Origin of the sequence: Streptomyces sp. NPDC006476, assembly GCF_040612015.1 — a bacterium.
In the GTDB taxonomy this organism is placed as follows: Bacteria; Actinomycetota; Actinomycetes; order Streptomycetales; family Streptomycetaceae; genus Streptomyces; species Streptomyces griseorubiginosus_B.
Genome location: NZ_JBEXPK010000010.1, coordinates 39,291 through 53,163, shown reverse-complemented (window position 1 = coordinate 53,163; position 13,873 = coordinate 39,291). Strand labels below are relative to the sequence as shown.

13 protein-coding genes are annotated in these 13,873 nt (G+C 69.4%); 3 read left to right on the top strand and 10 right to left on the bottom strand.

Going from position 1 to position 13,873, the window contains the following annotated elements:
- The first annotated feature begins 39 nt into the window (after positions 1 to 39).
- Complete coding sequence (locus tag ABZZ74_RS13380) at positions 40 to 888, top strand: siderophore-interacting protein (RefSeq protein ID WP_356764249.1); 849 nt, start codon at positions 40 to 42, stop codon at positions 886 to 888.
- A gap of 49 nt (positions 889 to 937) precedes the next feature.
- Here ABZZ74_RS13380 and ABZZ74_RS13375 read toward each other — a convergent pair whose 3' ends face one another.
- The 3 genes from ABZZ74_RS13375 to ABZZ74_RS13365 all read right to left on the bottom strand — a co-directional run bounded on the left by ABZZ74_RS13375 (position 938) and on the right by ABZZ74_RS13365 (position 3,530).
- Positions 938 to 1,714, bottom strand: coding sequence for an ABC transporter permease (locus tag ABZZ74_RS13375; RefSeq protein WP_356764247.1), 777 nt, complete (start codon positions 1,712 to 1,714; stop codon positions 938 to 940).
- Complete coding sequence (locus ABZZ74_RS13370) at positions 1,711 to 2,727, bottom strand: ATP-binding cassette domain-containing protein (protein ID WP_356764245.1); 1,017 nt, start codon at positions 2,725 to 2,727, stop codon at positions 1,711 to 1,713. Before ABZZ74_RS13370 ends, ABZZ74_RS13375 begins: the two co-directional genes overlap by 4 nt.
- A 182-nt stretch (positions 2,728 to 2,909) precedes the next feature.
- Positions 2,910 to 3,530: a PadR family transcriptional regulator gene (locus ABZZ74_RS13365; RefSeq protein WP_356764243.1), complete on the bottom strand. Its 621-nt coding sequence runs from the start codon at positions 3,528 to 3,530 to the stop codon at positions 2,910 to 2,912.
- A 229-nt stretch (positions 3,531 to 3,759) separates the two neighbouring features.
- Between ABZZ74_RS13365 and ABZZ74_RS13360 the strand changes: the two genes are divergently transcribed.
- On the top strand, positions 3,760 to 5,277 hold the full coding sequence (locus ABZZ74_RS13360; protein WP_356764241.1) for an amino acid permease: 1,518 nt from the start codon (positions 3,760 to 3,762) through the stop codon (positions 5,275 to 5,277).
- 145 nt (positions 5,278 to 5,422) lie between these two features.
- On the opposite strand, the gene ABZZ74_RS13355 is transcribed toward ABZZ74_RS13360, so the two are convergent.
- Both ABZZ74_RS13355 and ABZZ74_RS13350 read right to left on the bottom strand, forming a co-directional pair.
- Positions 5,423 to 6,010, bottom strand: a complete 588-nt coding sequence (locus tag ABZZ74_RS13355) for a GNAT family N-acetyltransferase (protein WP_356764239.1) — start codon at positions 6,008 to 6,010, stop codon at positions 5,423 to 5,425.
- Positions 6,011 to 6,056: 46 nt separating this feature from the next.
- Positions 6,057 to 7,082 (bottom strand): pentalenene synthase, encoded by a 1,026-nt coding sequence (locus ABZZ74_RS13350; RefSeq protein ID WP_356764237.1) that lies wholly within the window; start codon positions 7,080 to 7,082, stop codon positions 6,057 to 6,059.
- Between the two features lie 1,025 nt (positions 7,083 to 8,107).
- On the opposite strand from ABZZ74_RS13350, the gene ABZZ74_RS13345 reads away from it, so the two are divergent.
- The gene (locus tag ABZZ74_RS13345) at positions 8,108 to 9,049 is read left to right on the top strand and encodes an RluA family pseudouridine synthase (protein WP_356764505.1); all 942 of its coding nucleotides are present in this window, start codon (positions 8,108 to 8,110) and stop codon (positions 9,047 to 9,049) included.
- Positions 9,050 to 9,067: 18 nt separating this feature from the next.
- Here the strand turns inward: ABZZ74_RS13345 and ABZZ74_RS13340 are convergent, their stop codons facing one another.
- From ABZZ74_RS13340 to ABZZ74_RS13320, 5 genes are all read right to left on the bottom strand, one after another.
- The gene (locus tag ABZZ74_RS13340; protein ID WP_356764235.1) at positions 9,068 to 10,555 is read right to left on the bottom strand and encodes a cytochrome P450; all 1,488 of its coding nucleotides are present in this window, start codon (positions 10,553 to 10,555) and stop codon (positions 9,068 to 9,070) included.
- Positions 10,556 to 10,658: 103 nt separating this feature from the next.
- Complete coding sequence (locus ABZZ74_RS13335) at positions 10,659 to 11,279, bottom strand: ATP/GTP-binding protein (RefSeq protein WP_356764233.1); 621 nt, start codon at positions 11,277 to 11,279, stop codon at positions 10,659 to 10,661.
- Positions 11,260 to 11,664, bottom strand: a complete 405-nt coding sequence (locus tag ABZZ74_RS13330) for a DUF742 domain-containing protein (RefSeq protein ID WP_133045005.1) — start codon at positions 11,662 to 11,664, stop codon at positions 11,260 to 11,262. Before ABZZ74_RS13330 ends, ABZZ74_RS13335 begins: the two co-directional genes overlap by 20 nt.
- The gene (locus tag ABZZ74_RS13325) at positions 11,661 to 12,068 is read right to left on the bottom strand and encodes a roadblock/LC7 domain-containing protein (protein WP_133045006.1); all 408 of its coding nucleotides are present in this window, start codon (positions 12,066 to 12,068) and stop codon (positions 11,661 to 11,663) included. The genes ABZZ74_RS13330 and ABZZ74_RS13325 overlap by 4 nt, the downstream gene beginning before the upstream one ends.
- Positions 12,065 to 13,663: an ATP-binding protein gene (locus tag ABZZ74_RS13320; RefSeq protein ID WP_356764229.1), complete on the bottom strand. Its 1,599-nt coding sequence runs from the start codon at positions 13,661 to 13,663 to the stop codon at positions 12,065 to 12,067. The genes ABZZ74_RS13325 and ABZZ74_RS13320 overlap by 4 nt, the downstream gene beginning before the upstream one ends.
- Positions 13,664 to 13,873 lie beyond the last annotated feature (210 nt).

The following is a 13,873-nucleotide window of genomic DNA, read 5'->3' as shown; positions in this document are numbered from 1 at the left end:
AACTTAGGTAAGCCTAAGCAAGAAGCATGGGAGGCCGTCATGGCAGAACGTCCGGCCCGCAGGCCGCGCAAGCCGCACTCCGCGCAGGTCGTCCGTACGGAACGGCTGACCCCGCACATGCAGCGCGTGGTCCTCGGCGGCGAGGGTCTCGCCGGTTTCGCGGCCGACACCTGCACCGACCACTATGTGAAGCTGCTGTTCCCGCCGGCCGAGGGCATCACCTATCCCGAGCCCTTCGACATGGAGCGCATCCGCGAGGAACTGCCGCGCGAGCAGTGGCCGGTGACCCGGACGTACACCGTGCGCGCCTTCGACCCGGAGTCCCTCGAGCTGACCCTGGACTTCGTCATCCACGGCGACGAGGGACTGGCCGGTCCCTGGGCGATGCGGGTCCAGCCGGGCGAGACTGTGCGCTTCATGGGCCCCGGCGGCGCCTACGCCCCCGACATGAGCGCCGACTGGCATCTGCTGGTGGGGGACGAGAGCGCCCTGCCGGCGATCGCCCGTGCCCTGGAGTCGCTGCCCGGTGGCGTCACCGCCCACGCCTTCGTCGAGGTCTCCGGTCCCGAGGAGGAGCAGAAGATCGACTCCGACGTGGACGTCGTCTGGCTGCACCGCGGTGACCGGCCGGTCGGCGAGCTGTTGTGCGAGACCGTACGGGCGCTGGAGTTCCCCGAGGGCCGGCCGCACGCGTTCGTGCACGGCGAGGCGCACTTCGTGAAGGAGCTGCGTCAACTGCTGCGGGTCGAGCTGCAGATCCCGCGCGAGGACCTGTCGATCTCCGGTTACTGGCGTCTCGGCCACAACGAGGACGGCTGGCAGGCCTCCAAGCGGGAGTGGAACGCGCGCATAGAGGCGGAGCAGGAGGGCGCGGCGCCGGCCGCGTGAGACGTCCGAAGGGGCGGCACCCGTGCCGGGTGCCGCCCCTTCGCCGTGCTCACACCGATCGCTGGTAGGACCGGAACGTCCGGATCGACAGCCATACGGCCACCACGGCGAGCGCCAGCAGTCCCCCGCCGCGACTGAGCACGTCACCCCAGTCGGGGTGCTTCGACAGGGCGGAACGGCCCGCGACCATGGCCCAGTTGAGCGGGTTGAAGTCGGCGATGTGCCGCATCCAGGCGGGCATCTGCGAGGGCGCCATGAAGGCGCTCGACAGGAACGTCAGCGGCAGCAGCAGGAAGGTGTTGATACCGATGATCGACTCCCGCTCCCGCACCAGCATGCCGAGCGCGTTGGACAGCGCCCCGAAGATCGTGCCGAGCAGCACGGAAGCGAGGACCAGGATCGCCACCCCGCCCACGCCGCCGGGGTAGTCGGCGCCGCCGGCCAGGGCGAGCAGCACGATGACGACCGACTGGAATGCGGTGACCAGGCCGTTGTTGACGACGTTGCCGTTCATCAGCGCGGCCCGGCTGACCGGCGTGGTCAGGAACCGGTTGAGCGTGCCGCGCTGGATCTCCTCCAACGTGCCCATGCCCGCCCACATGTTGGAGCTGAGGGCACTCATCACGACCACACCCGGGACCAGGTAGTCGAGGTAGGTGGTGGTGCCGAAGCCGCCCAGCCCGACGACCTTCTTGAAGAGGCTGCCGAACAGGAACAGCCAGATCACCGGCTGGATCAGCGTGATGATCGCGTAGGCGGGCTGCCTGGTGAACACCATGAGCTGACGCTGCGTCATGTACCAGGTCTGGGACAGGGCCGTGCTCATCGGGCACCTCCGGCGAGGACGAGGCGGTCGGTGGCTTCGGCGTCGGCATCGGAGTAACGGCGGCCGGCGTAACGGAGATAGACGTCGTCGAGGGAGGGCCGGGCGACGGTGGCGGCGGCGACTCCCACACCGGCCCGTTCCAGGGCGGCGAGCAGGGCGGGTACGGCGGCTGCCCCGTCGTCGGCGCGGACGCTGATGCGGCGGCCGTCGACGAGGACCTCGTGCATGCCGGGCAGTCCGCCCAGGGCGCCGTCGAGGAGCGTGCGGCCGGCTTCTCCGACCGTCTCGCGCAGCTCCAGGTGGACGGCGTCGCCGCGCAGTTCGCCCTTCAGGGAGTCCGGGGTGCCCTCGACCACGACCCGTCCGCGGTCGACGATCGCGACCCGCTCGGCGAGCCGGTCGGCCTCGTCGAGGTAGTGCGTGGTGAGCAGGATCGTCAGACCCTCCTCCCCCGCCAGCCGGTCGATCTCGTCCCACATCGCGGTGCGGGCCTCGGGGTCGAGGCCGGTGGTGGGCTCGTCCAGGAAGAGCACCTCGGGCCGGTGCACCAGACCGAGGGCGACGTCCAGGCGGCGCCGCATACCTCCGGAGTAGCCCTTGACCGGGCGCCGCGCGGCGTCGGTCAGGCTGAAGCGCTCCAGCAGCTCGTCCACCCGCTCGTTGAGCGCGGCGCCCCTCAACCCGTAGAGCCTGCCCTGCAGTTGGAGGTTCTCCCGGCCGGTGGCGACCGGGTCGGAGCCGGAGCCCTGGGCGACCACGCCGATCGCGCGGCGCACCCGGTCGGGGTGGCGCAGCACATCGTGCCCGGCGACGGTGGCGGAGCCGGAGTCGGGCCTGGCCAGGGTGGTGAGGATCTTGACGGTGGTGGACTTGCCGGCGCCGTTCGGGCCGAGGAGCCCGAAGACGGTGCCGGGTTCGACGGTGATCTCCATGCCGTTGAGGGCGGTGACCTCGCCGGGGTAGGTCTTGATCAGCTGACGCGCCGCTACCGCGGGCGCACGGGTACTGCTCATGACGACTGCTCTCCTGAGTGAGCGGATGACAACTGATCCGCGTGAGCAGCGCCGGGCTATCCTGGGTGTGCCGCACCTCGATCGCCTGGCCTGCCGCACGGCGGAGTCAGTTCGGGGTTCGCGACCCCGGCGGAGCTGCTGCAACAGCCCTGCCGGGGTCCTTCATCTCTCCTTGCGGTTGGCTATGTGAACTCCGGTGGCAGCTCCCCCGTCTCATGGAAGCGGCGCCACCCGTCGACGCCCGGCAGCGAGCCCTTCTCGATCTCCTCCAGGAAACCGCGGACCCATTCCGTCTGCGCCTCGACCATGTGCACCTGGTACTCGACCTCGACGAGGAAGAGCCTGGGGAGCGTCTCGTACAGCTTCGCCAGCGCCGCCCGCCCGCTCACCGCCTCCACCTCGAGGTTCTTGAGCCGCTCCTTGAGAAGCCGCGCCACCTCGTCGGGAGGCAGCACCGCGAGGAAGGACAGCGCGGTCTCGAAGATCGGGAACTCCTTGGCCGGGACGGCCAGCAGGTCCGACAGCCACTCCGACGCCTCCTGCCGGCCCGCGTCGGTCAGTCCGTAGACCGTGCGCTCCGGCCGGTTGCCCGCCCGCTCGACGTCGGCGACCTCGACGAAGCCGTGCTTCTCCAGGTTCTGCACGACCGTGTACAGCGAGCCGTACTTGATCTTCGTGGTGGCGTCCTTGCCCTGACTGCGCAGGGTCTGGGCGATCTCGTACGGGTGCATCGGCTTCTGCCAGAGGGTGACCAGCACGGCGAGTGCCAGCGGGTTGCTGAGCTTTCGGCGCGGCATCGCCATGACCATCACCTCGTCTCTTCGTCGCCGAATATCCGTGGACGAACATATCGCGACGTCCACCGACCGTCAATACACACGATGTATCGCGTTCGGCGGTGCATAGCAAGGACGTGAGGACTTGGGCCCGCACCGGACACGACGGCGTGACGTGGGCGAAACAGGCCGTCCCTAATTTCTGTCGCCTGACAGGAATCAGCTCGCAGGAACCGCGCCGAAGGCAGGTGCCGCCGTGCCGTCAACCGACCATTCCCTAGCCGAGTTCGGCTACCGCCAGGAACTGCACCGCAGCCTGGGCCGGTACGCCTCCTTCGCGGCCGGGTTCTCCTTCATCTCCGTCCTGACGACGGTCTTCCAGTTCTTCGCCTTCGGGTACGCCTTCGGCGGCCCCGTCTTCTTCTGGGCCTGGCCGGCGGTGCTGGTCGGCCAGTTCCTGGTGGCCGCGTGCTTCGCCGAACTCGCGGCGCGCTACCCCATCTCGGGTGCGATCTACCAGTGGTCCTCACGGCTGTCGAACGTCACCTTCGGCTGGTTCGCCGGCTGGATCATGGTGATCGGGCAGATCGTGGTGGTCGCGGCGGCGGCTCTGGCGCTGCAGCTGGTGCTCCCGGCGATCTGGTCCGGCTTCCAACTCGTCGGCACCGACGCGGCGGTGACGTCGACGGACGGCGCGGCGAACGCGGCGGTGCTGGGCGTGATCCTGCTGGTGCTCACCACGCTGGTGAACATCGTGGACAACCGCGTGATGTCCGTGATCAACCGGGTCGGCGTGACCGCCGAGATCATCGGCGCGGTCCTGATCGTCGTCCTGCTGCTCACCCACTCCAAGCGCTCCCCCGGCATCACCTTCCACACCGGGAACGCGGCGAGCTCCGGCCTGCTGGGCGCGCTGCTGGTCGGCTCGTTCACGGCGGCGTACGTGATGATCGGCTTCGACAGCGCGGGCGAGATGAGCGAGGAGACGCGCAACCCCCGCCGCACCGCGCCCCGTACGATCCTCACCGCGCTCGGCGCCGCGGGGCTGCTGGGCGGTCTGGTCATCCTCGGCGGACTGCTCGCCGCGCCCAGCCTGACCGACGGGCACCTGGGCGTCGACGGCCTCAGCTACGTCCTGACCAGCCGCCTCGGCGACGGTGTCGGCAAGGTGCTGCTCGCCGACGTGGTCGTGGCCATCGCGGTGGCGACCCTGGCCATCCAGACGGCGGCCTGCCGCATGCTCTTCTCCATGGCCCGCGACGGACAGCTCCCCTTCTCGCGCCGCCTGGCGCACGTCAACCCGCGCACCGGGATGCCCAGCGCCCCCGCGGTGGTGGTCGGCGTCCTCTCTGCGGCCCTGCTCCTGCTCAACTTCGCCTCCCCGGACGCCTTCCTGGCCATCGGCACCACCTGCATCGTGATGCTCTATCTGGCGTACGCGATGGTCACCGGCCCGCTGCTGATCCGCCGCCTGCGCGGTGAGTTCAGCTCGCCGGGCACCGACGAGACGGGCGCGAAGCTCTTCTCACTCGGCCGCTGGGGCATCCCGGTCAACGCCCTGGCCCTGCTCTACGGCCTCGCCATGACCGTCAACCTGGCCTGGCCGCGGGCCGCGGTGTACGACCCGGCGGGCGGCCACTGGTACTTCCAGTGGTTCACGGTCCTGTTCCTCGCCGCCACACTGCTGGCGGGCGCCGCCTACCGGGCGTACCGCAGGACGTCGGAGGCGGGAACTCCCGTACCGGAGCCGGCGGTTCAGGAAGCGGCCGCATAGCGGAGCGGAGCGGGGCGGCGCTGGGGGGGCGCTGGGGGGCGTCCCGCACTCGCCCAGCTCGTCTCCGCGAGGCCCGCGCATGTCCTCGCGCAGGCCTCGCACCCGCCTCGCGAGGCAGTGCCGCGCACCGGGAACCGCCGGTCGGTCAGGCGCTGTCCTCGCGCAGGCGGGCGTGCAGGTGCATGTCGTGCCAGCCGTCCTGATGGTAGGCGGCACGGCGCTTGGTGCCCTCCAGGGTGAAGCCGGTCTTGGCGGCGACGCGGCAGGAGGCCCGGTTGGCGGTGGCGTGCAGGAGCTCGAGGCGGTGGAAGCCGATCTCCTCGAAGGCCCAACGGGTCAGGGTGTTGGTCGCGCGGACGGCGACGCCCTGGCCGCGCGCCGCCGCGGTGGTCCAGTACGCGACCTTGCCCAGTCCCTCGACGAGCCGGATGTCCCGCAGCGCTACCCGCCCCGTCAGCCGGTCGGTCTCCGCGTCGACCACGGCCCACTGGGCGTTGCGCTCGCCCTCCCACTCCTTCTGCCACTCGCGGATCCACCCGGCGGCCTCCTCCTCGGAGTCACTGCGCCGGATGTGCCACTGATGCATGAGCGGATCCTGGAACGCCTCATGCACGGCCCCCGCGTCCTCCCCCCGCCAGGGCCGCAGCACCAGCCCGTCACCGGTGGAAAGCACAGGCTGCGCCCCCCGAGCGAGGGCCCCCTCGGGCAACACGACATCGGCAGTGAACGGCATGCACGACATCCTGCCAAGCGGGGGGTGCGGGGGCCCAACGGTTTTTCTACGGAGACACCGATGTGAGGTTCGCGGGATGGAGCTGGCCGGTCACACCCGAGCCCAAGGAGCTGGCCGTGTACGGGGAATACCGGCCGTTGATTCGGCTCCAGTCATAACTGCCGCGTATCCATGTGATCATGGCGCTCGCATAACGCCGGACCTTTTCGGTCTCATCGCTCGTGAGCCCGAGACGGGCGCAGAACAGGGGAATCCGTTTCGCTAGCGCGAAAAGCCTGGCGACCGCCGACTGAACGAGGGCGACGGCCATTTCTATGGCTTCAGGACGGGAGCAGTCGCGTTCTTGTACAAGGCAGTGCACCAGATTCGGATCGCCCCGCGCGTCGTCGTTCTCCAGGGACATCACTTCGTTGATGAGTTTGACCGCGTCGACGGCCGCTCGTCGCATGGATTCCAGATGGCTGCTGTGCCAGATGAGCTGTGGGATCTCGAAGTGTCCCACCCTTTCGGCCAGATCCAGCGACGGCACCAGTCCGAGAGTGCGGTGGCCGATCCTCATCCGGGTGGCGAAGTCCTGCGGGACCCAGGTGCGGCGGTCGATTTCCTCGGTGAGATTTCCCGTGACGTAGTCCACCCAGTTGTGTGCGGCCCGCTGCCGCCATTCCTCGGACATGCCGATCCCGGCTCGGCACCAGATGTCCGCGAAAGCCCTCACGAGTGGTGCGTCGTGCCTGCCCGCCTGCGGCACGGGGTCGCGGAGGAGGGCGATGAGCCGGCGGCCCACGTCGACGGCTTCCTCGGCCCTGTGTCCCGCAGGAACGTCGAAGAGGTCGTCGAACAGGAAGAACCAGCCCATGGTGTCGAAGGCCAGATCGAGGTCGTCGCCCTCGACGTCCGGGTAGCTGTAGGCGGCCAGGTCCGCCACCGCGGAGAACACATAGCGTTGGGCGGCCTTTTCTCCCAGCACCAGTTCCTGGCGGCGCATCCATTGCAGATTACGTTCCCTTGCGGCCGCCAGACCGGAGTTCAGCCGGAAAGGTATGGGCAACTCGATGGTGACGTTCTGGGGCATGAATCTCTCCCAGTTTCTGCTCAAGGTGCTTTTTCTCCGTGGCCAGATCACAACCCTGAATGCGCGGCCGAGGGATGCGCGTCAACCTCATTCGAGTGGGCGCCAAGACGACGGAGGATCCAAGAAGTCGCCCGAAAGTCGGACAGGATATCCCGTCATGGCCTTCTCCGGTCGCTGTTGCGGGCGCACGGATCGAGGCTGAGGTGAGTATGCGGAGTCGCCGACCACAGCCCCACATCAGAGCGCGCGCCTTGCCGTCGGGTGCGGGGGCGTCGGAAGTGACGCCGACGACCTCGCCCAAGTGCTTGGATGGAGCAGTCTCAGCCTGTTGGCGATTTCGCGGCAGAGTAACAGATGTATCTACCAAGCGGCGAGGGCGAGTTGGTCACCGCGGAGTGCGGGCGCCGGTTCGCGCCCCTGCGGTCGGGCGTCAGGTCGGCGGACGCGTCGACGCCAGACCCGTCCCCCGGGCGGTGCCTGCATACGCCACTGGACCACACCGTGCCGACAGCACACGTCCCACAGTCCGTCTCTGGTCCACATACATCACCCCACGCGCCCAGTCCACAGAAGGAGCGGACCGCTCCAAGTCCGCTTGTACGACGTGGGTGAGCCATACAACTGTGCCAGCCGCATGCCGACGCGGGAAGGCGCACGCGCCTACGTGTGGATGCGTACCCGACCTACGGCGTGCGCCCCCGAACAACACCCCACTCAGTACGTGCTACCAAGGGAAGCGCACGTCACGCACCTCGCACCCCCGGTGCGCCCCCAGGGGTCCGCTTTCACGCAACGGGGCCTCCAGGCGTCGCCGTTGGCTCGAATGCCTTCAACTGTTTCGGTCCGCAACCGTTTCGAGTCGCACACATGTTTTTGTCGCAACAAAATTTCCGCGAATCCCGGTCCCGACGGATCACTGACCCGGTATTCCGAATTCGCCCAGGTGCTCGTCCGGACGGGGCGCAGCTGGTTTCCGTCCTTCTGATCACATCGCCGTCCCGTGCCACCTCGTACGCTTGATCATGATGAGACGCCGTACCCCGCCCCCGCCCTCTCCCCTGCCGCAACGCGACGGGGTGGACCCCGTGCGGGTGCGGTTGCCGGCCGAGGGGGCCTGGGCGACCGTACGGGATCATCTCGTGGCGCGACTGGCGGCTGGGGCCGGTGTGATCGACGAGATGCTGGACGCTGGACGAATCGTCGATGCCGCCGGTCGCCCGGTGTCGCGCGAGACGGCGTATCTGCCGGGGATGAACGTGTGGTTCCACCGCGAGCTGCCCGACGAGGAGCGGGTGCCGTTCGCGATCGATGTCGTTTACCAGGACGAGCACGTGGTGGTTGCCGACAAGCCGCACTTCCTGGCCACCACCCCCCGTGGCAGTCATGTCGCCGAGACGGCCCTGGCGCGGCTGCGGCGGCAGCTGGGTGTGCCGACGCTGGGCGCCGCCCACCGGCTGGACCGGCTGACGGCCGGCTTGGTGCTGTTCACGGTACGGCCCGAGGAGCGCGGCGCGTACCAGTCCCTGTTCCGCGACCGGAGGGTGGGCAAGGAGTACGAGGCGGTGGCTGCGTACGCCCCCGGGCTGGACCTGCCGCGCACCGTGCGCAGCAGGATCGTCAAGGAGCGCGGGGTACTGGCCGCTCGTGAGGTCGAGGGCGAGCCCAACGCCGTCAGCCGGATCGAGTTGCTGGAGCACCGTCACGGACTGGCCCGGTACCGGCTGCTGCCGAGTACCGGGCAGACGCACCAACTGCGGGTCCACATGAGCGCCTTGGGAGTGCCGATCCTGGGCGATCCCCTCTATCCGGTGGTGGCCGGCCCCGTGGCGGCCGGTGACTTCCGGCGCCCGCTCCAACTACTGGCGCGGGTGCTGGAGTTCACCGACCCGATCACGGGGTGCGAGCACCGGTTCGTCAGCCCGCGGGTGCTGCGGGCCTGGTCGTCGTACGACGAGTGGGCTGAGTGACCTCCGTAGTCCGGTCGGTCACTCTCCGCGCCACCAGCGCAGGAACCGCTGGAACAAGCTCGGCCGACGGGCCGGTTCCGGCGTGGAGACCGGCGTGGGCGTGGGCGGCATGACCGGGACGGGAGGCTCCGGGACCGTCACCCGGGGCAGGGGTGTGCCGACCTGCCAGTCGCTGGGGCGCTGTTGCGACGCCAGCGGATGCGCGGGGCGCGCCATGACGTCCTGCTGGGGCTTGGGCGCGAACTTCACCGGCAGTTCCACCAGATGCCGGTTCGAGATGGTCTCCCGCCAACTCAACTCATCCTCCTCGCATGCGAGTTGGACATCCGGCAGACGCGTCAGCAGCGCGTCGACGCCGACGTCGGCGATGGCACGGCCGATGTCCTGGCCCGGGCACTCGTGGGGGCCGCCGCCGAAGGCGAGGTGGGAGCGGTTGCCCTGCATGTTCGCCGTGAGGTCGGGCCGGACCCGCGGGTCGACGTTGCCCGGCGCGATGCCGAGGATGAGGGCGTCGCCCTTGCGAATGCGCTGCCCGCCCAACTCGGTGTCCTGCTTGGCGACGTAGGGAAGAACAGTGCTGAACGGCGGCTCGTCCCACAGCGACTGCTCGACCGCCTGGGGCACCGTCATCTGGCCGCCGCTGAGCCGGGCACGGAACCCGGGGTCGGTGAGCACCACCCGCAGTACGTTGGCGAGCAGGTTGGCGGTGGCCTCGTACGACGCGACCAGGATGATGCGCAGGTGCTGGCCGACCTCGTCGTCGGTGAGCCCCGCCGGGTGGTTGATCAGATGGCTGGTGAAGTCGTCCTGGGGATCGGCCCGGCGACGGGCGGTGAGCCGCATCAGGACGTCCATCAGATACGCGTTGCTGGCGATCGCGGTCTCGGTGCCCTTGGGCATGTCACGCGCCGCCTGCACGATGCGGTCGTTGTACTCCTCGGGCATGCCGAGGATGTCGCACATCACCATCATCGGCAGATGCTCGGCGAACTGGCTGACCAGGTCGGCCCTGCCCGTCTCGCAGAACTGGTTGACGAGGTGCTGGGTCGCGTGGTTGATGTGGCGGCGGATACCGCGGTGGTCGATGGTCGACATGGCGCCGGTCACGGCACCACGCAGCCGCTGATGCTCCTCGCCCTCGGCGTGGACGCAGATGGGCTGCCAGGCGAAGTGCGGCATGAGCGGATGGTCGGGCTTGACCGTGCCGTCCTGCAGGGCGGTCCACAGCCGGGTGTTACGGCAGAACTGCGACGGCGTGCGCACCATGTGCATGTTCTCGGTGTGGCCCAGGACGACCCAGATCGGTACGTCCTCGTGCAGCAGCGTGGGTGCCACCGGGCCGTGCTCACTGCGCAGCTTCTCGTACAGGGCCCCCAGGTCCTCCGCCTCAGGCCCATAAAGCCGCCGCAACCCACCCGGCCCGATGCCGTGCGCCGGGCAGCCGGGAGGTGGGGCGGCCGTGGTGGGGGTGTCCGTGGTCGGGGGGAAGAGGGGGTCTGGGGTCACGATGGTCGCTCCGAGAGGGAAGTGATCCGGGGGTACGCCCGAAGTGAAGTGATCCGGGGTACGTCCGAAAGGGAAGTGATCCGGGGTACAGGAAGGTGAGGGCTCACGCCGGGGCCTTGGCCATCGCCAGGGCGTGCAGGAAGCGCAGCAGGGTCATCAGGACGTCCCGGCTGGAGGCCCGGCGGCGGGCGTCGCACTCGATGATGGGGATCTCGTCCGGCAGGTCGAGTGCCGTACGGAGTTCGCCGATGGGGTAACGGGGCGCATCGGGGAAGGTGTTGACGGCGACCACGAAGGGCACCCCGCGTTCCTCCAGCCGCCCTATGACGTCGAAGCTGACCTCCAGACGGCGGGTGTCGACCAGCACCACCGCGCCCAGCGCGCCGTCGAACAGGCCGTTCCACAGGAACCAGAAGCGTTCCTGGCCGGGGGTGCCGAAGAGGTACAGCACCAATTCGTCGGTGATGCTGATGCGGCCGAAGTCCATGGCGACGGTGGTGGCCGTCTTGGTCTCCGAGCCGAAGTTGTCGTCGACGCCGATGCCTGCCTGCGTCATGGTCTCTTCGGTGGTCAGCGGCCTGATCTCGCTGACGGAGCCGACCATGGTGGTCTTGCCGACGCCGAAGCCGCCCACGATCACGATCTTGACCGCTGCCGCGGCCGTGTGCGGCAGCTGGTCCTCGGTGCGTGGGCCGGGGATGGTGTCAGAGCCTTTGAAGTCCATGCATCACCGCTTCGAGGAGGGAACGGTCGGCGACGGACTGGCGCACGATCGGTGCGCGCGCCGTCACCAGGCCGGCCGCCAGCATGTCGGTGAGCAGGACCGTCATCACGCTGAACGGCAGGTTGAGATACGCCGAGAGCTCGGCCACGGACAGGGGGGTGGTGCAGAGCCGGAGCAGCGCCGACTGCTCGGGCGTGGCGGACGGCGGGGGGTCGGCGCGCGCCACGATTAACGTGACGAGGTCGAGGTCCGCGTCGCGCTCGCCGTCGCCGTCCGGCCCGGCCACCACGAAGAGCCGCTCCGGTTGTCTCGGGGTGCCGGGTGGGGCCGGCGGTGGCGACGGTTGTTCCTTGAAGCGGCGCCGCCGGCGTTGCGGAGGAGTCATACGGTCTGCCCGTTGCGTCGGGGCGGACTGGTCAGATGGGCACCGATACGGGCGACGAGGTCGGACATCCGGTTGCTCATCAGTCCGGGTTCGGCGAACGTGTCGGAGAGCACGGCGAGGTAGGCGTTGGCGCCCGCGGCCATCAGGTAGAAGTAGCCGCCGTTGATCTCGATGAGGACCATCTTCATCTTGCCGTCGCTGTTGGGGATCTCCTGGGCGACGGCGCTCGCCAGGCTCTGCAGGCCGGCACAGGCCGCGGCGACGCGGTCGGCGGTGTCCGGGTCGCCGCCGTAGCGGGCGATGCGCAGTCCGTCGGCGGAGAGCACCACGATCATCTCGATGCCCGGTACGCCGTCGTGCAGGTCCTTGAGCAGCCAGTCGAAGTTGGCGCGCTGCTGGATCACTTGAGGTCTCCCTCGTCATCGGCCTCGGCGCGGGCGTCGGCGCGGGCCGGTCGGGTTCGTGGTTGGAGTGTGAGCGGGTCGGGCTTGTCCTTGAGGCCGTTCCAGAACGCCTCGACCCAGGCACCGGGTGCGGGCTCGTCCTTGACCGGTTCGGGCTCGGGCTCGGGCTTCGGCGTCGACCAGACGGTCGGCCGGCCTTCCCGTTCGGCCCGTTCGATGGCCTCCTGCTCGGCGATCCGCTGGCTGAGCGGGGTCTTGACGCGGCTGCGGCGCTGCGGCAGCCCGCCCGCGGTCCACTCGGTGACCACGGGGACGTCGTCCTCCATGGAGACCGCGGCCGGGTACTTCGGGCTGGTGGGGCGCCGCTTCTTGGGCGGGCGCTGGGGGCCTTCGAGCGCGTCGTCGGCCTTGGGCGCCGCGGCGGCGCCAATGCCGTGGGCGAGTCCGGGCGCGGGGTCCTCGGTCATCATGTCGCGCGGCACGATGAGGACGGCGCGGACGCCGCCGTAGGCGGAGGAGCGCAGCGAGACCTGCATGTTGTACGCCGTGCACAGACGGCCGACCACAGCGAGGCCGAGGCGCGGGGACTCGCCGAGGTCCTGGAGGTCGGTGCCCTGCTTGGCGCGCTCGAGCATGCCTTCGGCCCGGGCACGGGCCTCCTCGCTGAGGCTGACGCCGGCGTCCTCGATCTCGATCGCGACCCCGGTCTGCACCTCGCTGGCGGTGACGTGCACCTTGGTCTGCGGCGGCGAGTAGCGGGTGGCGTTGTCGAGGAGTTCGGCGGCCGCGTGGATGACCGGCTCGACGGAGACGCCGTTGATGTTGACCTTGGCGATGGAGTCCAGGCTGATCCGGCGGTACTCCAGGATGCGGGACATGGCGCCGCGCAGCACGCTGTACAGCGGGACGGGTTCGGGCCACTGACGGCCGGGACGGCCGCCGCCCAGCACGGAGATGGAGTCGGCGAGACGGCCGATCAGCATGGTGCCGTGGTCGATGCGCAGCAGGTCGTCGAAGACCTCGGGGTTGCGGCCGTGGTCCTCCTCCATCTCGCGGAGTTCGCTGGCCTGCTGGTGCACGATGGCCTGGACGCGCCGCGCGACGCTGACGAAGGAGCGGGCGGCCGAGTCGCGCAGGGCTTCCTCGTGGTCGACGATGTCGACCATCCGCTGGACCAGGGCCGCCTGCGCCGGGGTGAGGTCGCGGTACGACGGGTCGACGTCGCCCAGGCTGCGAATCACCTCTCTGGGTGAAACGCCGATGCGCAGTTGCTGGATCGCGGCGGGCGTGATCTCCCGGCCCAGGCGCACCAGCTCGCGGTCGTGTGCGGCCACGCGCTGTTCCAGGTACGCGATGTGACGGGTGCTCTCCTCGCGCAGGGCCCGCAGACCGCGGCCGCGTCGTACCGCTTCGGCCGCCGTCGCGATCACCAGGAGGGTGGCGAGGGCGCCGCACCAGCCGACGGCGGCCCTGGCGGGCTCGGTCACCGCGGCGACGGCGGCGCCGGTCGCCGCGGCCATCGCTATCGCGGGGAGCAACAACACGCGCGCGTAGGGAAGTTCTCGGCGCCCGGGCGGGGACTGAACACTCACCATGTAGGCCCTCTGAAACGAATCGACTGGGAGTCGCACATATGGGGAACAAGCGCACGAATATGGTTCAACTCGGTGCGCTGCGGGCGAGCTTAGTCCGACCGGATCATCGCCGTGTCATATTCAGCAAGCACCTGAAACCGGGCACGGGATCGGAGTACTCTCGGCCCCATTTACACGCTCAGCCCCCGATCGCACACGGTGCGTGACGGC